Source organism: Thermosynechococcus sp. HY596 (genome assembly GCF_030518715.1).
Classification (GTDB): Bacteria; Cyanobacteriota; Cyanobacteriia; order Thermosynechococcales; family Thermosynechococcaceae; genus Thermosynechococcus.
Map to the genome: position 1 here is coordinate 1,783,067 of NZ_CP130346.1, position 16,942 is coordinate 1,800,008.

Below are 16,942 nucleotides of genomic sequence, written 5' to 3' on the forward strand. Positions count from 1 at the left end.
CAACTCCCCCTAAAACCTATTGAGCATAGACTAGAGATCAAGGGCACATTTACCGCCTAATGATTTTCGGAGTACCAAACATGACCACCTTGGCGCGATCGCTCCCCGCTGATACTCGCAGCTTTCAAACCATTCAAACCCACTTGCAGCAGGATCATGTCATTATTCTGCCCATGGCCACGGTCTATAGCTTTGTCGTCAACGGCACGAGTCCAAGGGCGATCGCAAAGCTGCGTCGTCTCAAGCACTTTAGTACGGAACAGCCCTTAGCCATTCTCACCCGGGGCGATCGCGCGGCTGAAGTGGCAGACCTCTCCCAAGAGGCAAAAACCATGCTGGCTCACTTTCCCTACCCCGTCACTATGATTGTCAAGGGCAAGCCCCACCTAGACCCACAAATTATGCAGGGTTTTGATTGTGTCTATCTCGCTTGTCCCGATCGCTTTATCTACGATCTCGTGGGTGCCTTGCCCTTCTTTTTGGTGGCAGCAACGGTGAAAGTGGGGACGGAACTCATTGTCAGCTTTGAGGACGCCCAAAAATACTATGGCGAGCAAGTGCCGCTGATTGTGGATGGGGGGCGCTGTGCCTATGGACGGCGGGGAACCCTCGTGGACTTCACCCTTGAATACCCAACCATTATGAACTTTGGCCCTGTGTCTGTGGATGACTTGCGACCAATATTGCCCAACATTATTTTGCCGTCACATTTAATGAAATAGATATAATGATTGAGCATTTTCGCGTTAGGGGGGAGTCACGATTTCTCAGCATTGCCAGTCCCTACTGATTACGGGTGTGGATACCGGTGTGGGCAAAACGATGATCACGCGGGCACTGTGGTCTTACGCCCATCGCTATCGTCCCCAAGAACGTTGGGGCATTCTCAAACCAATGCAGAGCGGTACTGCGGTCGAAATTGGAGACGGTGACTACTACTGCCAAACTCTGCCCCTGCAACAAACCGCCAGTGAAGTGTGTCCCCTCAGTTTTGCAGCGCCCCTTGCGCCTCCCATTGCCGCTGAGTTGGAGCAGCGCACGATTGATCTAGCCCCTGTGTGGCAGACTTACCAGCAGCTTCAGGAGCGGTTTGATTACCTTTTAGTGGAAGGGATTGGCGGTCTAGGGTCGCCCATGACTTGGGAGTGGACGGTGGCGGACTTGGCAGCCGCTTGGAAGTTACCCATTGTCTTGGTGGCAACGGTGCGCTTGGGGGCGATCGCCCAAATTGTGGCCAATATTGCCCTTGCACGGCAGTACAAGCTGGACATTCGCGGTCTGATTCTCAACTGTGTCACCCCCTGTAGCGACACGGATATTGCACAGTGGACACCACCAGAATTTCTCAGCCGTTTTACCCAAGTGCCCGTGCTGGGGGTGCTGCCCTGTGGTCAACACTCCAATGAGGAGTTGGCGGAAATGGTCGCCGAATGGCCGCTGCATCTGCTTTGGCGTTGAGGACTGTGAGGCAAGAAATCATTTTGCGGCCGATCAAAGCGCATAATAAAAGTGACTTAGATTAATTGACACAACAGATCGCTGAACTGACCTATGCTAAAGCTCTATGGTGGTGCTAAATCCCGCGCCAGTATTGTTCGCTGGTATTTAGAAGAATTGGGAATTCCCTATGAATTTGTGCTGATGGATCTACAAGCCGGGGAGCAACATCAGCCCGACTTTCTCAAACTCAACCCCATGGGTAAAGTGCCCGTGATTGTTGATGGCGATATCGTGCTCTGGGAATCGGGAGCCATTTTGCTCTATCTTGCCCAAGTCCACGGTGAATTACCCAAGGATGCGGCTGCCGCTGCCCAAGTTTATCAGTGGGTGCTGTTTGCCAATTCCACCTTGACACAGGCAATGTTTCCGCCTGAAACGCGCGATCGCCAGCTGCCGCGACTCCTCAAAGGCATTGAGACCGCCCTCATGGGGCAGTCCTACATTCTTGGCAATCACTTTTCCGTTGCCGATGTTGCCCTCGGGTCAGTGCTGGCCTATCTACAGATGCTTTTTCAAGTGGATTTGAGTCCCTATCCTGCGGTGGCAAATTATGTGGCACGTCTCCAACAACGACCCGCATTCCAGAAGGGCTTAATGGGAGTTGGCGCATGAATGTCATCTTTCGTGAGGTCGATCCCTTTGATTTATGGATTTGGGTGGAATTTGCCGCACCGCCTTCATCCGTTGAGCAGCAGTACCTTGAGGAAGTCTTTAACTCGTGGTTTTTCCTCGGGAAGCTGGGGGGATTCAACGCTGAGAATCTGCAAGTCCAGGAAACGGGGTTAGACCTCAGTTACCTAGAGTACGATCGCGCCCAAGCTGACAGTTCGATGATGGCCGTGATGCACAATATGGGCGAGTTTGAATACAACGATCGCTGGGCACGCTGCTGGTTTGACTTGGGCACTAGTGACGCTTTAGCCTTGGATGTTTTGATTAATGCCCTCAGTCAATTTAGTGAGGACTATGTGCCCTTAAAAACGCTCGTGATTGGCGGTGACAACCCCGAATGGCCGATCGCCACCAGTGAACAGCGGGAAATGATTGAACAATCGGCGTGGAACTAAATGCGCGGCGTCTTGCCCTCGATGCCCTAGAACGGGTGGCCAAGGGAGCCTATGCCGATGTGGCACTTCATCAGGTGTTGCAGCAGCGGTCTCTCAAGGAAGGCGATCGCGCCCTGATCACTGAACTGGTCTATGGGACTATCCGCCAACAGCGCACCCTAGATACCCTTGTTCAGGGGTTTTGTCAGCAACTGCCGCCCTTGAAGGTACAGTTAGTGTTGCGCCTTGGCCTCTACCAACTGCGCTATCTGGATCGCGTTCCCCCCCATGCTGCCGTGGACACCAGTGTTGAACTGGTCAAAGAGATGGGTTTAGGCGGCTTTGCCAAACTGGTGAATGGGGTCTTGCGCCGTTACAGCCGCTCCACGACCGATCCCCTTGAGGCTCTCATTGCTCCCCTGCCCTTGGTCTCCCAACTGGGGTGTCGCTATAGCTTTCCCGATGAGCTGATTGCATCTTGGTTGGAGCGTTTAGGACAAGAGGAATGCATTGCCCTCTGTCAGTGGTTTAATCAACCCCCTCGCCTCGATCTACGCCTCAATCCATTGCGGACAACGACTAACCAACTGATTGCTGACTTTGAGGCAGCAGGTTATAGCCTGAAACCGATTCCCGACTTGCCCCAAGGACTCGTCCTGCCCCACTGTGGCCAAGCTATGCCGGCACTCCCCGGCTATGTTGAAGGTCACTGGTCGGTTCAGGATCGGGCAGCGCAGTGGGTCAGTCATTTGCTGGCTCCGCAGCCCGGTGAGGTTGTCATTGATGCCTGTGCAGCACCGGGGGGCAAAACCACGCATATTGCTGAGTTGATGGCCGATCAAGGCCGCGTCATTGCCTGCGATCGCACCCCCAGTCGCCTGCGGAAGTTGGCGCAAAATCGCAATCGCCTCGGCCTGAAGAGTATTGAAATTCACACCCTTGATAGTTCAACAGCAGGGGATTTTGCAGCGATGGGCGATCGCGTTCTTTTAGATGTGCCCTGCTCCGGTACAGGTACCCTCCACCGCCATGCCGATAGCCGCTGGCAACCCCTGAGAACACGCTTGGCTGAACTAGTGCCCCTGCAAGCTCAACTCTTAGCCAATGTTTGCCAGTGGGTGAAACCCCAAGGTCTGCTTGTCTATGCCACCTGTAGTCTAGAGCCAGCCGAAAATGAAGCCCAGATTCAGCACTTTCTGGCTCACCATCCCCAGTGGTACATTGAACCACCCCCCGCAGACTTTCCCCTAAAAGCAGCTCCCGCAGGCTGGATCACCGTCTGGCCGCAACGGCACGATATGGATGGCTTTTTTATGGTGCGGTTGCGACGCGGTAGCTAAGCCCCAAAGCCACCAAAATTAAAATACCTACCCCCATCAGGCCAGCGATCGGGTTGCCATTGATGCCGGTTAGCCACTCTGGCGCTACCCCCGTATAGCTCACCAATTTGCCCACGTTGACACCAAAATAAGCCCAGACCAAGCCACCGTGGAGTCCCATGGGAAAGCCCAATCGTCCGCTAAAGATCCATTTACTCAAGCCAAGAATCCAGCCCAACAGTGCCAAGCCGAAAAACTGCGGCCATGTGGCCAAAATGACCTCTAAGGGATGCAGATAGTGCAACGCGGCAAAGATCAGGCCATTGAGCACCAAGGCAAACCATGGTTGGTACTCTAGCTCTAGCTCCTGCAACAGCCAGCCACGAAACAACAATTCCTCAGCAAAGCCCACAGCAACACCGGTGAGGACGCCATCCAACAGCAGCAGCCCAAAGCGATCCGGTAGCCCCTGCCAGCTTACCCAGCCCAAGAGTCCTTCGATGAGAAATAGCAGGGCAACCAAAAACACCCCCGCCAGCCAGCCCAGCAGGGCATCCCGCCCAAAGTTCCACCCCCCCTTAAGGCCATAAAACACTAGGGGCGATCGCTGTTGGTGTACCCGCCGTCCCCAGACTCGCAGCAGGAGAATAAAGATGAGGTACAACAGCCCCATATTGACAAAGCTGGCACCACCGCCCTTACCCCAAAGAAAATAGATACTCAGGCCGATGGGCAGCCACAGCAGCACCAGCGTTAGGGCAAAACTAAAAATGCGAATCCAGAAGGGTCGGCGGATCATTTGCCGCCAAAACTGAGCGAAAAGTGGCTTATTCAGCGGGTTCAATGGTACTCGTCAGCCCTGCCATTTTCAGGCCTTCACAATAAAATTCAGCATGCTCAAGGGCACAGGTGATCACCAAGGCCACCCCCGTCATGTGCGCCTCCATCATGATATCCACGGCTTGGGGTTGGGTGAGGCTCGGCACCGTCTTCAGCAATACCTCCACCACATACTCCATGGAATTGACATTGTCATTGTGAAGGAGCACACGATAGCGGGGCGCCAACTTGCGAACGGTTGCTGGTTTTTCAATGGTTTGCACTGACATTGTTGGCCATGCCTCCATTCAGTGGACATTCAGTATCAGGAATTCAGCAAATATGCTTAAGATCTTAGCAAACCAATCAAACTTGACCACTTGCCGATTCCGGACGCAACAGCGGGAAAGCAATCACATCACGAATACTGGGCGAATCCGTCAGCAACATCACCAAGCGGTCAATACCAATCCCTAGGCCTCCTGTGGGTGGCATTCCATGCTCTAGAGCTGTGAGGAAATCTTCATCAACACTGTGGGCCTCCAAATCCCCAGCCGCTTTGCGCCGTGCCTGTTCCTCCAAGCGTTGCCGTTGATCCAATGGATCCGTTAACTCCGAAAAACTATTGGCGTGTTCGCGACCAACGATAAATAATTCAAATCGCTCCACCAGTCCCGGTTGGCTGCGGTGGGGCTTGGCCAAGGGGGAAATCTCCACAGGATAGTCAAGAACAAAGGTGGGTTGAATCAATGTCGGTTCAACAGTCTGCTCAAACACTTCGTTAAGCACTCGGCCAATCGTGTCACAGGCGTCTAAGTCTTTTACCCCTGCTTTTTGGGCTGCTTTCTTCGCCGCTGCTAGATCGCACAATTGGCGAAAATCAATCCCAGTGGCTTGCAACACTGCATCGTGCATGGTCACCCGTCGCCATGGGGGCGTCAGATCAATCGTTTCCCCTTGATAAGTCATCTTGAGCGTACCCAACACCTCCATCGCTGCTGTGGTGATGATTGCCTCCGTCAGCGTCATCATATCGTTGTAGTCGGCGTAGGCCTGATAGACCTCAATGGACGTAAATTCAGGGTTGTGCTTGGTTGAGATGCCCTCATTGCGAAAGATGCGCCCCAGTTCATAGACCTTCTCAAAGCCACCGACAATCAGGCGCTTCAGGTGCAGTTCTGTGGCAATGCGCAAATAAAGCTGCATCTCCAGCGTGTTGTGATAGGTAATGAAAGGACGCGCCTCGGCTCCCCCGGCTTCCGTCTGTAGCACCGGTGTTTCAATTTCAATAAAGCCCTGCTCATTGAGGTAGCGACGAATGGCGGCAGTAATCAGTGCTCGCTTGCGGAAGGTATCGCGGACGTGGGGGTTGACGATGAGATCCACATAGCGCTGGCGATAGCGTTTTTCGACATCCGTGAGGCCGTGCCATTTATCCGGCAGGGGCAACAATGACTTCGTGAGCATGGTGTAGGATTCCACCACAACCGAGAGTTCACCCTTTTCTGTGCGCTTGAGGGTGCCCACAGCGCCAAGGATATCGCCGACATCCGTCAGGTGTTTCAAATCGGCAAAGGCGGCTTCCCCCATGCCTTGGCTAATGGTTTGCTTATCGAGGTAAAGCTGAATTGTGCCGCTGTCGTCCTGAAGTGTAAAAAAGGCCAGCTTGCCAAAGACGCGCCGCGCCATAATCCGACCGGCGACACTGACGCGATCGCCCACCGCTTCGCCAGCGGCCAAGTGAGCATATTTTTCTTGCAGAACTGCTGCAGTATGGGTGCGCTCCCAACGATAGGCATAGGGGTTCATGCCCTGTGCTTGCAGTGTTTTGGCTTTCTCAATCCGTGTTGCCCGAATTTCGGCTCCCGTTGCCCCCACGTCGGCCATATTGGTAGAAACTCTCCACGATTAGCAAACCTTAACCTTCTCATTGTACGCTCTGGAATCGGTACCAACGCTGCTAAAGGGGAATCGATTACAGTGGAAGTTAGTGTGACCAATGAACAAGAACAAACGGCCATGCCCCCCGCGAAGTCCCCTCGCCGTAAAACTCCCGAACCCATTGATCTGCATGATCCGCAGTACTACTTCAACCGCTCCCTCAGTTGGCTGGAATTTAATAAGCGGGTACTCCACGAGGCCTATGACCCCCGCACACCGCTCCTAGAGCGGCTGAAATTTATGGCCATTTTCAGTTCCAACTTAGATGAATTTTTCATGGTGCGGGTGGCGGGCTTGAAGCAGCAAGTGGAAAGTGGCATTGTTCAAGGGGGAGCCGATGGCATGCCCCCAGCGGAGCAATTACAAGCAGTGCGGCAATATCTGCTACCAATCGTTACTGAGCAACACCGCTATTTCGACCAAGAATTGCGTGCTCTCTTGGCCAAGGAAGCGATTTTTCTCACCCGCTTTAATGAGTTGACCCCTGAGCAGCAGGCCTACCTCAACGACTACTTCCAAGCGCAAGTTTTTCCGGTGCTCACCCCCTTAGCAGTCGATCCGGCGCACCCCTTTCCCTACATTTCTAGCCTCAGCCTCAACCTTGCGGTTCTGATCCGTGATCCCGAATCTGGCCAAGAGCGACTGGCACGGGTAAAGGTACCGAATCGGTTTCCGCGCTTTGTTGCCCTGCCCCAACATTTGCACTCGCCCCAAGGTGCCCATTGGCTAGGCGTTCCCCTCGAAGAAATTATTGCCCACAACCTCAGTGCCCTCTTTCCGGGGATGGAGATTCAGGCCTACTTTGCCTTTCGCATTACCCGTAGTGCTGACCTCGAACTAGAAACGGACAAGGCGGATGATTTACTGATTGCCATTGAGCAGGAAATTCGTAAACGGCGCTTCGGCTCTGTGGTGCGTCTAGAGGTGCAGCGGGGCATTCCACCGCTTCTGAGGCAAACCCTGATGGAAGAGATGGATCTCGAGGAGATTGATGTCTATGAACTCGATGGTCTGTTGTGCTTGAATGATTTGTTTGCCTTTATGGGATTGCCCTTGCCCCAGTTCAAGGATCCGGAGTGGCAACCCCAAGTTCCCTCCAGTTTCCAGCGGGTAGAGGAACGGGAATCGATGTTTGACACCAGCAGCGAAATTACCACCCTCGGCACTGACTATTGGGAAGCCGTGGCCAACGAACTCTTCAGTCTCATTCGCGAGGGGGATATTATCGTTCACCATCCCTACCATTCCTTTGCAGCAACAGTACAGCGCTTTATTACCTTGGCGGCCCATGATCCCCAGGTACTGGCGATTAAGATGACCCTCTATCGCACATCGGGTGACTCGCCGATTGTCAGTGCCCTGATTAAAGCCGCAGAGAATGGCAAACAGGTGGCGGTTTTGGTGGAACTGAAGGCGCGCTTTGACGAGGAGAACAATATCCTCTGGGCACGGAAGCTGGAAAAAGTGGGCGTCCACGTGGTCTATGGCGTACCGGGTCTAAAGACTCACACAAAAACGGTTTTGGTTGTGCGCCAAGAGGCGGGGCAAATTCGTCGCTATGTCCACATTGGCACAGGCAATTACAATCCCAAAACTGCTGGCCTCTATGAGGACTTGGGGCTGTTTTCCTGCCGTGACGAGTTAGGAGCGGATCTCTCGGAACTCTTTAATGTGCTCACGGGCTATTCCCGCCAACGGGATTATCGCCAGCTTCTCGTTGCCCCGGTCACAATGCGCGATCGCACGCTGCAATTGATTTACCGTGAGATTGAACACGCCCGCAATGGTCAACCGGGGCGGATTATTGCCAAGATGAATGCAATTACGGATACGCAGGTGATTCGTGCCCTCTATGAGGCGTCCCAAGCAGGGGTAGAAATTGATCTGATCATTCGTGGCATGTGCTGTCTACGACCGGGGGTACCGGGGGTGAGCGATCGCATTCGGGTGATTAGTATCATTGGCCGCTTTTTGGAGCACTCACGGATTTTTTACTTTGGCAACAATGGCGAGCCAGAGTACTACATTGGCAGTGCCGACTGGCGATCGCGCAACTTAGACCGCCGCGTAGAAGCCATTACCCCCATTCAAGATCCAACCATTCAACTGGAACTCAAAGAGCTGCTTGAAATTATGTTGGCAGACAATCGCCAAGCGTGGGAGCTGCAACCCGATGGCACCTACCAGCAACGACAGCCAGCCCCCGGTGAACCCGAACGCGGTACCCACAGTGTTTTAATGGCACGTACCCTCAAGGAAGTAGAAGCGAGCCGCTAGTTAGCGCCTGCATACCCTTGCGCCATGGCTCGAAAGTCTGGACTGTTTTGCAGGAGTTCTTGGTAGCTCCCGACAGCCGCCACTTGGCCATTGGCCATTAGGTACAGGCGATCGCACGCCATGACAGTGCTGAGGCGGTGGGCAATCATAATAATGGTTTTTGCACCACTGAGGGCTTGAATGGCATCCATCACTCCCGCTTCCGTTTGATTGTCAAGAGCCGCTGTTGCTTCATCCATAATGAGCACTGAGGGGTTGTGGTAAAGGGCGCGGGCAATGCCAATTCGCTGGCGCTGTCCTCCCGAAAGGCGCACCCCCCGTTCACCGACAACAGTGTCTAGGCCTTTTGGCAGGGTATGGACAAAGGTGGCTAACTGAGCTGCCTCTACCGCAGCCCACAGGGCGGTTTCATCAATGGCCTCTGCCGGTAAGCCAAAGGCAATGTTGTGGCGCAGCGTGTCATCGGAAAGATAAATGGTTTGGGGAATATAGCCAATCTGCCGTTGCCACTGCGGTAGGTTGTGGTAAATGCTCTCACCATCCACCCGAATATCCCCTTGAGAAGGTTCTAGGAGTCCCAAAATCAAATCGACAATTGTGGTTTTCCCTGCCCCTGAGGCTCCAACAAAGCCAACCATTTCCCCCTGTTTAATTGTGAGAGAAACCCCACAGAGGGCTGGCCGAGGGGCATTGGGATAGGTGTAGTGCAGATCAATCAGTTCGAGGCGATCCTGAAAAATTGGTGCTGCTGCAGCAGCAGAGGTAGAGGGAGCCTGCAACATTCTGGCTTCTAAAAGATCGTCATACAACAAATCGACAGAAGCAGAATAGTAAATAACGGAGTTAAGGTTGTTGGTTAAGCGAGTTGCCGATGGCAACAGACGAAACGCTGCAGCTGCAAACAGAGAAATTAGCGGCAGAACTTGTGCCACGTTGCCCCGCTGAAGCAAGTTGAGGATAACAATAAGAATAATTGTGAGAACAGCTAATGTTTCAAAATAAGCACGGGGTAACTGCTGAATAAACTGCAAAACTAAGTTTGCTTTGCGGTCTTCAATCATGTTTTCAGCATAGGTCTTCAGGAATTGCTGCTCGCGACCTAGGACTTTCGCTTCTTTGATGCCGCCCAAACTCTCACTAATACTTTGGATCGATTTTTGAGCATAATCAATGCGACGTTGACCCACTTCCTTGAGCTTATGGCGAAAGGCTTGAAAGAAAAGCAAGGATAGGGTTGAGATTAGAGCAATAACCAAGATTGAGATGAGAGGGTTACTCCAAATAATGACTGAAAATATGGCAAAAACAATTAGAGATTCAGAAAAAATAACCAATAAAGGCAGGAGATACAAATTAAAAACATTATTTATTTCAGTATTTACATTCTGGATTAGTTTAGCAGTATTGTTTTGCAGGTGAAATGTGTAGGGTTTGTAGAGATAGGATTGCAATAATAAACTTGAGAACTTGCGGTACTTACTGTTCAGAAACTCCAACTGAAGATAGGTGCTCAAGGCAATAAACAGGTTCTTGCCCACATATAAAAGCCCTAGGGCAGCACTGAGGATCAATAGCCACTGGGATTGCTCTGCAGGGGTTAGAGGAACCTCTCGCCAAAATAGGAGGGCGTTTAAGCGTTCCGGTTTTTCGACGACAGCAATAAAGGGTAGCACCAAGCCTACCCCCAAGGCTTCCCAAATACTGCCAATGAGCATCAAGACACCAATGCCTGCCAGTTGCCAGCGATCGCCCCGATCCAATAGTCGCCAAATTTTGCCAAGGGAGCGCAGTGCAGGGTGCTTTAACATTCCGTTTTAGAGGTAACAACGCCTTGATCTTAGGCTACTTATGCCCAAGTCGTGCTTCCCAAATCTGGCGGAATATCTTGCCAGCGACCTTGACCGACCGCCCGAACCGCTTCCCGCAAATCCACTGCTTTGGTATAAAGTGCCTTACCGACGATCGCCCCCGATAACCCTTGGGGACTGAGGGCAAAGAGACTGAGAATATCCGTGAGGGAACCCACGCCACCCGATGCAATGACCGGGCGATCAGTTGCCGCCAATAACTGCCGCAGGGCTGGAATATTCGGCCCTTGGAGGGTGCCATCCCGCTGAATGTCGGTATAAACAAACCCTGCTACCCCCATTGCTGCCATTTTTTGGGCAAGATCGGTGGCCAAGATCGTTGAGGTGTCTAGCCAGCCCCGCGTTGCCACATAGCCATCGCGAGCATCCAGCCCTACCCAAATGCGTCCGGGGTATTCTGTGGCCAAACTGGCCACTAGCTCTGGATCCTCAAGAGCCACGGTACCCAAAATGGCACGATTGACGCCTTGGAGAAAGAGATCAGCCACTGCTTGGCGCGATCGCAAGCCACCCCCCACCTGCACAGGAATTTCAAGGGAGGCGACGATCTTGGCAATCAGATCATAATTTCGCGGTTCGCCCGTTTTGGCTGCATCTAGGTCAACGACATGCAAGCGGGGAGCACCCAACCGCTGCCAGTAGAGGGCAACTTTTAGAGGATCATCATGAAAAACCTTGACCTTACCATAGTCCCCTTGCACTAGGCGCACACATTTGCCGTCAAGTAAATCAATGGCGGGGATAACATCCATTGGCGTCAGAAATCCTTATTGAAAAATTGAAAATTTGAGCGCAACTCCCATCCTAGCAGTCACAAGGGGTGAAGCGCATCGGAGGATTGCTAACATAGTCCCCTCCGTTCCTGAATTGACAAGAGCCACCCATCGAAGGCCGCGCCCTGTCTAAATTCCTGTGGCGATCGCGTGATTATGCAACAGATTTAATAGGATTCCGTTTGAACATGTCCCCCATATCCTCGCGCAGCAGGTGGGGAAACTTTCATAGGCGGACAGAAAATTCAGGCTGCATTTCCTCGAGCCTTGGGAATTTGAGTGCTACTCACCAGTCAAGGTAAGCTAACAAACAAAGGATTTGCTTGGGGTACAAGGACATGGCTGTTGCTGCCGCCATTATTCTCTTGTTGTTGAGTGGCTGGGTGAATGACCATCCGTGGGGATGGCTGCTGATTCTTGGTCTAGGGTTGGGCTATTGGTACTGGCGGCGATCGCCCGCTGCGCCAAACCCAGCTCCCCCTCAACCTTCTCTGCATCCTCAATTACTGGAAAAGCAACTGGCAGACACGCGGAGCCTTTTGCAGGAACTTCCGATAGAGCGCCAAGCCTCCCTACAATCAGCCCACAGCCAACTCCAACAGCGGTTAGATAGCCCAACGGTTGAGGTGTGTGTTCTCGGGCAATCGGCCTATGCTCTCAATCGGGTGTACGATGCCGTCGCTACCCTACCCCTCGATAGCTGTACGTTTCAGCAGCAAACATTGGCAACGGTGCCCCAAGCAGACTTAGTGCTTTTGACCGTAACGGGTGCCCTTACCGCCAGTGAGTTTGAGATGCTGCGGGTATTGCAAGCAAGCCATTATCACGTTCTTGTGGTGTGGTATCCAGAAATGGTGCAGGAGCGCGATCGCCCGAAGGGCGCGCTTTGCAATCGCGTGGCAGTGCATTTACAGCAGCAACTGCAACAACTCCAGATTGGACAAGATCAACTCATTCCCTTTACACCCCACAATCCCCAAGAACTCACCTCCGCAGTGCTGCACTGTCTCACCCAAGAGCGAGCGAATCTGGTCTTAGCCGGCACCTATCGCCGTGCCCAACAACTCCATCAACAGGCGCAATCCGCCCTCAACCAGTATCGCCAAGAACGAGCCACCCCGATCATTGAACGCTACCAATGGCTGGCAGCAGCGGCAACGGCAGTGAATCCTCTTCCGCTTCTGGATCTCGTCATGGCCGGGGGGCTATTGGTGCGCCTCACGTGGGATCTCGGTCAAATCTACCAACGCTCCTTTCGCTTGGCGGATGCTGAACCCCTTGCCAAGGAGCTATTGCGGCTAATGGTGCAGTTGGGGGCTGTGGAACTGGGCACCCAATCCCTAGGACAGTGGCTCAAGGGCAATTCCCTCACCTATTTGGCAGGGAGCTGTTTACAGGGGGCAACGGCAGCCTATGTGTTGCGCTTGAGTGGCTTGAGTTTGATCCATTACTTTGAGACCGCTCCCCAAGTAAAATCTCTGCCCTTGGTGACTCGATTGCAGCAAAGCCTTCAGTGGGCACAGCAACAGGTGGGACGCTCTCCCCTGCAAACCCTAGGACAGTCTCTTGGCTTGCCGTCGGCCTAGCCAGTGACGCAGGAGTTGAGCGGCAAAAAGCACAACAAATGCGGGGTTGTTTATCAGATAGCGTTGCCAGAGGCGGCGGGGTTCTTGCAGGAGTCGAAAGAGCCACTCCAGACCGATCGCCATCATCCAGCGAGGCGCTTGCGCTACAACGCCACTGTGAAAATTAAAGGCTGCTCCCACACCCACCAAGACAATGGGCAGAAAAGGGCTTTGGCGAGCCATCCACTCCTCTTGCTTGGGACAGCCAAGGCTGACAAAAACCAGATCAGCACCGCTATCAAGAATGCGCTGGCGATCGCTGGCCTCCTCCTCAGGGGTCAAGGGACGAAAGGGAGGCGCGTAGGCACCCACTAACTGCATCTTGGGAAAGCGCTCTCGCAGATTTCGTTGCAGCCGCTCTAACACGAGGGGTTCACTGCCATAGAGGAAAATACGCCAGCCTTCCTCTTGGGCGCGATCGCACAACGCCAGCATCAAATCAGGACCATAGACCCGCTCTGCTTGCGGAAAGCCCAACAGCTGTAAGCCCCACACCAAGGGCATGCCGTCAGAGGTCACCAGTTGGGCACCATTCACCACCCGTTGAAAGGGCGATCGCCACACCCCTGTCATGACCACATGGACATTGGCCGCCACCACATAGCCCCCCTTACCTTGATTAATCCATTCAGCTATAAGATCACAGGCTTGGCTGTAGGTGGTGACATCAATCCGTGTCCCTAAAATGTGCGCCGACTCCACGCTGGGGCTACTCCGCATGTTTCACTTGATTCCAGCGTAGGACATTGGTTGCAGAACCGAAGTGAACATCCGACAATGCAAAGCAGATGTCATGTTGTGCCCTGCAGAATGAATTTAGAAGAGTGCTATCGCATTCTGGAGTTGCCACAAGGGGCGTCCTTAGCTCAAGTGAAATCCGCCTACCGACGGCTAGCACGACGCTATCATCCCGATGTCAACCCTGGCGATCGCACTGCCCATGAGAAGTTTATTCTCCTCCAACAGGCCTATGAAAAATTAGTACGAGGACTGCCCACCTTTCGGCCTACCCCTGTTAAATCAGAACCCCAATCTCGCCCACCGCAGCCACCGCCGCCTCTCTCTGCCTTTGAGATTGAACTGAAGCACGCTAGCTATCGCCAACTTCAGGAATTTCTCAAATATCGCTGCTATCAACGTGCCATATCCCTTGTGGAAGGGTTGGCCAGTCGGCTGCCTCAAGATGCCGAAGTACGCCAGTGGCAAGCCGTCACCTATCAGTGCTGGGCGAGGCAACTCATTCGCGATCGCCAGCCCCAAGCGGCACGGGAATACCTGCATCGCGCGCTGAAAGCCGATCCGGATAACCGACTCCTTTGGCAAGAAGCGGAAAAGGACTTTCGTACCCTTGAGCGCCTCTACGGCAAAGACATCTAAGTCCAGTCCTCCCGCTTATCGCTGCCCAGCTTGTAAACGCCGCCGCGAGCGTGAATGGCACGGGTACGCTCAAACAGTTCTTCCTCCGTGAGTTGCCATTTTTCTAGCAGCTCTGCCATTAACTTCTTATTGGTTTCGGCACCGGGGAAGCCATCATAGCGAATCAGCAATCGCCCCAATTCCGCCAAGTTGTAATCACTGATGCCCTCTTGTCGCAGGCGCTCGAGGACTAACCGATCTTGGGCTTCGCGGGGATGTTGTAGGTTCTGGGAGTTTGGCATTTTACCCTCCAAGATTTATTGATGAAACTTTAACGGCTAGTTTTGCGATAGCGATTCCCCGGCTGCTGCTCGACCCAACCCGTTAGCTCCAAGTGCATCAGTTCTGCCATCACCACCCCTGTTTCCAAGGGTACGCGCTGCACAATGTCATCAAAGGCAACACTATTGCTGCCTTGGCTCAGTTGTTGAATCGCCTCGAGAATTTGTTGCTGGGGGGGCGATAGCGTTGGGGGTGGGGCTGAGAAGGGGGTTGGATCGAGGGGGGGTGTATGCCCCAATTGTTCGAGGAGAGCTTCTTCTCCCAAGATAATCTGTGCCCCTTGATTCACCAGACTCAGGGCACCCTTGGCACGGTGGTTATCGAGATGCCCCGGCAGCACATAGACATCACGACCATACTCGGCAGCATAGCGAGCAGTGATCAGGGCACCGGATTTGTAGGGAGCCTCTGCAATAATCACCGCACGGCACAGACCAGCAATGATGCGGTTGCGACGCGGAAATTGGGGGCGATCGGCACCCACACCCCTAGGATACTCGCTCAAGAATCCCCCCCGTTCACGAATCTGGTAATAAAGCGAACGATTTTCCGGTGGGTAGATCATATCCACACCCGTAGCTAAAACGGCCAGTGTGGCACCTCCAGCTTCTAAAGAGCCGCGATGGGCAGCACCATCAATGCCTGCGGCCATGCCGGAAACAACAATAAACCCAGCTTGGGCAAGGGCATACCCCAGCTTGTGCGCCCAACGCTGGGCATATTCTGAAGGATCACGGGTGCCGACAATGGCAACAGTTGGTGTGGGTTGACTGAGAATTTCTAAAATGCGAGTCCCGCCATAGTAGAGCAAGGGCGGCGGATCGGGAATTTCCCGCAGCAGTGGTGGATAGCGAGGGTCACTCAGCACCCAATGGTGGGGATTTTGCTGGCAGTGGTGCTCGTAGAGAGCTAGGGGTTGGCACTGCTGACGATAGTGGGCGATCGCCCCTTGGAGTTTGGCACCAATCCCCTCTACTTTTCCTAAGGTTTCTACGGACGCTTCCCAAGCAGTTTTCAAATCCCCAAAGTGCTGCCAGAGGCGTTTGAGTAACACCGGGCCAAGGCCGGGTACCTGTGACCAACTGTACCAATAGGCAGCATCAGCGGGAACCAAGGGAGCTTAGTAGGCTTCCTGCAACTCGTAGAAGTCAGGGGTGATGTAGTCTTTGCGCAGCGGCCAGCCCAGCCAATCCTCGGGCATAAGGATGCGCTTCAAATTGGGGTGCCCCTCATAGACAATGCCAAACATATCGTAGGATTCCCGCTCTTGCCAATCGGCGGTTTTCCAAATCCAATACACCGAGGGGACACGGGGATCCTCACGGGGGACAAACACTTTAATCCGCACCTCTGGGGGGCGATCGGCATTATCACTGAGCTTGATCAGGTGGTATGTGCTCACCAAGTCTTGGCCGGGACCCGAATCATAGGCGGCTTGGCACTGCAAATAGTTAAAGCCATCGGCATAGAGGGCTTGGCACACCGCCAGCAGGCGATCGCGATCCACTTTGATGATTTCTACACCAGAGGCATCGGTACCGAGGGATTCCACACTCAGGCTTTTAGACTGGAGAAGGCGGCATACAGGGCCAGCTTCAACAATGGGGGCTTCGGGGGTGTCACTCATGTTCGCTACTCCAACCTAAAGGCAATCAACTCACTCAAGACCATTCGAGGGCACGTTTGCGCCACGCATAAACTAGAGCCACGACCAGAATGGCAATGAAAATCAAGGCTTCAATAAAGGCCAGTAAGCCCAACTGATGGAAAGCCACCGCCCAAGGATATAAAAAGACCGTCTCCACATCAAAAATGACAAAGACGAGGGCAAACATGTAGTAGCGCACATTGAACTGAATCCACGCGCCACCAATGGGTTCCATCCCCGATTCGTAGGTCGTCAAGCGGATCATCCGCCCGGATTTGGGACGCAATAGCGCAGAGGCAGCTAAAGCCAGTACGGGTACCAGACCACAGATAATCAAAAAGCCAAGAAAATACTCGTAACCACTGAGAACAAACACGGTTGCAGTGTCCCTCGATCTTGGAATTGCTACCATTTTGACACACTCCCCT

The 16,942-nt window shown here is 53.3% G+C and carries 18 protein-coding genes; 8 read left to right on the plus strand and 10 right to left on the minus strand.

The annotated features are described in order from the left end of the window. Positions 1 to 80: 80 nt before the first annotated feature. The 5 genes from QYC28_RS08815 to QYC28_RS08835 all read left to right on the plus strand — a co-directional run bounded on the left by QYC28_RS08815 (position 81) and on the right by QYC28_RS08835 (position 3,886). On the plus strand, positions 81 to 722 hold the full coding sequence (locus QYC28_RS08815) for an L-threonylcarbamoyladenylate synthase (protein ID WP_302679327.1): 642 nt from the start codon (positions 81 to 83) through the stop codon (positions 720 to 722). Positions 723 to 822: 100 nt separating this feature from the next. Further along, positions 823 to 1,458, plus strand: coding sequence for a dethiobiotin synthase (bioD, locus tag QYC28_RS08820; protein WP_302679328.1), 636 nt, complete (start codon positions 823 to 825; stop codon positions 1,456 to 1,458). Between the two features lie 93 nt (positions 1,459 to 1,551). Beyond that, positions 1,552 to 2,112 (plus strand): glutathione S-transferase family protein, encoded by a 561-nt coding sequence (locus QYC28_RS08825; RefSeq protein WP_149820060.1) that lies wholly within the window; start codon positions 1,552 to 1,554, stop codon positions 2,110 to 2,112. After that, positions 2,109 to 2,567 carry a DUF3531 family protein gene (locus QYC28_RS08830; RefSeq protein ID WP_302679329.1) on the plus strand — a complete coding sequence of 153 codons (459 nt, stop codon included), beginning with the start codon at positions 2,109 to 2,111 and terminating at the stop codon, positions 2,565 to 2,567. The genes QYC28_RS08825 and QYC28_RS08830 overlap by 4 nt, the downstream gene beginning before the upstream one ends. Beyond that, positions 2,558 to 3,886 carry a 16S rRNA (cytosine(967)-C(5))-methyltransferase gene (locus tag QYC28_RS08835; RefSeq protein WP_302679330.1) on the plus strand — a complete coding sequence of 443 codons (1,329 nt, stop codon included), beginning with the start codon at positions 2,558 to 2,560 and terminating at the stop codon, positions 3,884 to 3,886. The genes QYC28_RS08830 and QYC28_RS08835 overlap by 10 nt, the downstream gene beginning before the upstream one ends. Here the strand turns inward: QYC28_RS08835 and QYC28_RS08840 are convergent. From QYC28_RS08840 to lysS, 3 genes are all read right to left on the minus strand, one after another. Further along, positions 3,858 to 4,664 carry a CPBP family intramembrane glutamic endopeptidase gene (locus QYC28_RS08840; protein ID WP_302679331.1) on the minus strand — a complete coding sequence of 269 codons (807 nt, stop codon included), beginning with the start codon at positions 4,662 to 4,664 and terminating at the stop codon, positions 3,858 to 3,860. The genes QYC28_RS08835 and QYC28_RS08840 overlap by 29 nt on opposite strands. Positions 4,665 to 4,692: 28 nt before the next feature. Then, positions 4,693 to 4,974, minus strand: coding sequence for an ATP-dependent Clp protease adapter ClpS (gene clpS / locus QYC28_RS08845; RefSeq protein WP_297049288.1), 282 nt, complete (start codon positions 4,972 to 4,974; stop codon positions 4,693 to 4,695). Positions 4,975 to 5,050: 76 nt separating this feature from the next. Then, positions 5,051 to 6,571: a lysine--tRNA ligase gene (lysS, locus tag QYC28_RS08850; RefSeq protein WP_149820070.1), complete on the minus strand. Its 1,521-nt coding sequence runs from the start codon at positions 6,569 to 6,571 to the stop codon at positions 5,051 to 5,053. 132 nt (positions 6,572 to 6,703) lie between these two features. Here lysS and ppk1 point away from each other — a divergent pair, with 132 nt between their 5' ends. Next, complete coding sequence (gene ppk1 / locus QYC28_RS08855; protein ID WP_302680065.1) at positions 6,704 to 8,902, plus strand: polyphosphate kinase 1; 2,199 nt, start codon at positions 6,704 to 6,706, stop codon at positions 8,900 to 8,902. Here the strand turns inward: ppk1 and QYC28_RS08860 are convergent. Both QYC28_RS08860 and hisA read right to left on the minus strand, forming a co-directional pair. Then, complete coding sequence (locus QYC28_RS08860; protein WP_302679332.1) at positions 8,899 to 10,710, minus strand: ABC transporter ATP-binding protein; 1,812 nt, start codon at positions 10,708 to 10,710, stop codon at positions 8,899 to 8,901. The two genes, ppk1 and QYC28_RS08860, sit on opposite strands and share 4 nt — an antisense overlap. Before the next feature lie 38 nt (positions 10,711 to 10,748). Next, positions 10,749 to 11,522: a 1-(5-phosphoribosyl)-5-[(5-phosphoribosylamino)methylideneamino]imidazole-4-carboxamide isomerase gene (hisA, locus tag QYC28_RS08865; RefSeq protein ID WP_286625407.1), complete on the minus strand. Its 774-nt coding sequence runs from the start codon at positions 11,520 to 11,522 to the stop codon at positions 10,749 to 10,751. A gap of 359 nt (positions 11,523 to 11,881) precedes the next feature. Between hisA and QYC28_RS08870 the strand changes: the two genes are divergently transcribed. After that, complete coding sequence (locus tag QYC28_RS08870; protein ID WP_149820078.1) at positions 11,882 to 13,129, plus strand: YcjF family protein; 1,248 nt, start codon at positions 11,882 to 11,884, stop codon at positions 13,127 to 13,129. Here the strand turns inward: QYC28_RS08870 and QYC28_RS08875 are convergent. Beyond that, positions 13,097 to 13,870 (minus strand): WecB/TagA/CpsF family glycosyltransferase, encoded by a 774-nt coding sequence (locus tag QYC28_RS08875; protein WP_302676718.1) that lies wholly within the window; start codon positions 13,868 to 13,870, stop codon positions 13,097 to 13,099. The genes QYC28_RS08870 and QYC28_RS08875 overlap by 33 nt on opposite strands. 108 nt (positions 13,871 to 13,978) lie before the next feature. On the opposite strand from QYC28_RS08875, the gene QYC28_RS08880 reads away from it, so the two are divergent. Beyond that, positions 13,979 to 14,545 carry a J domain-containing protein gene (locus QYC28_RS08880; RefSeq protein ID WP_286649550.1) on the plus strand — a complete coding sequence of 189 codons (567 nt, stop codon included), beginning with the start codon at positions 13,979 to 13,981 and terminating at the stop codon, positions 14,543 to 14,545. On the opposite strand, the gene QYC28_RS08885 is transcribed toward QYC28_RS08880, so the two are convergent. Genes QYC28_RS08885 through ndhC form a run of 4 tightly spaced genes read right to left on the minus strand, consistent with a single transcriptional unit; the run spans position 14,542 to position 16,890 of the window. Continuing rightward, positions 14,542 to 14,826, minus strand: a complete 285-nt coding sequence (locus QYC28_RS08885; RefSeq protein WP_286649551.1) for a DUF3288 family protein — start codon at positions 14,824 to 14,826, stop codon at positions 14,542 to 14,544. The genes QYC28_RS08880 and QYC28_RS08885 overlap by 4 nt on opposite strands. A gap of 29 nt (positions 14,827 to 14,855) precedes the next feature. Next, the gene (gene dprA, locus QYC28_RS08890; protein ID WP_302679333.1) at positions 14,856 to 15,980 is read right to left on the minus strand and encodes a DNA-processing protein DprA; all 1,125 of its coding nucleotides are present in this window, start codon (positions 15,978 to 15,980) and stop codon (positions 14,856 to 14,858) included. Positions 15,981 to 15,986: 6 nt separating this feature from the next. Next, entirely contained in the window at positions 15,987 to 16,493 is a 507-nt protein-coding gene (locus QYC28_RS08895; RefSeq protein WP_149820084.1) for an NAD(P)H-quinone oxidoreductase subunit J, read from the minus strand. A 34-nt stretch (positions 16,494 to 16,527) separates the two neighbouring features. Then, entirely contained in the window at positions 16,528 to 16,890 is a 363-nt protein-coding gene (gene ndhC, locus QYC28_RS08900) for a photosynthetic/respiratory NAD(P)H-quinone oxidoreductase subunit C (RefSeq protein ID WP_149820086.1), read from the minus strand. Positions 16,891 to 16,942: the final 52 nt, after the last annotated feature.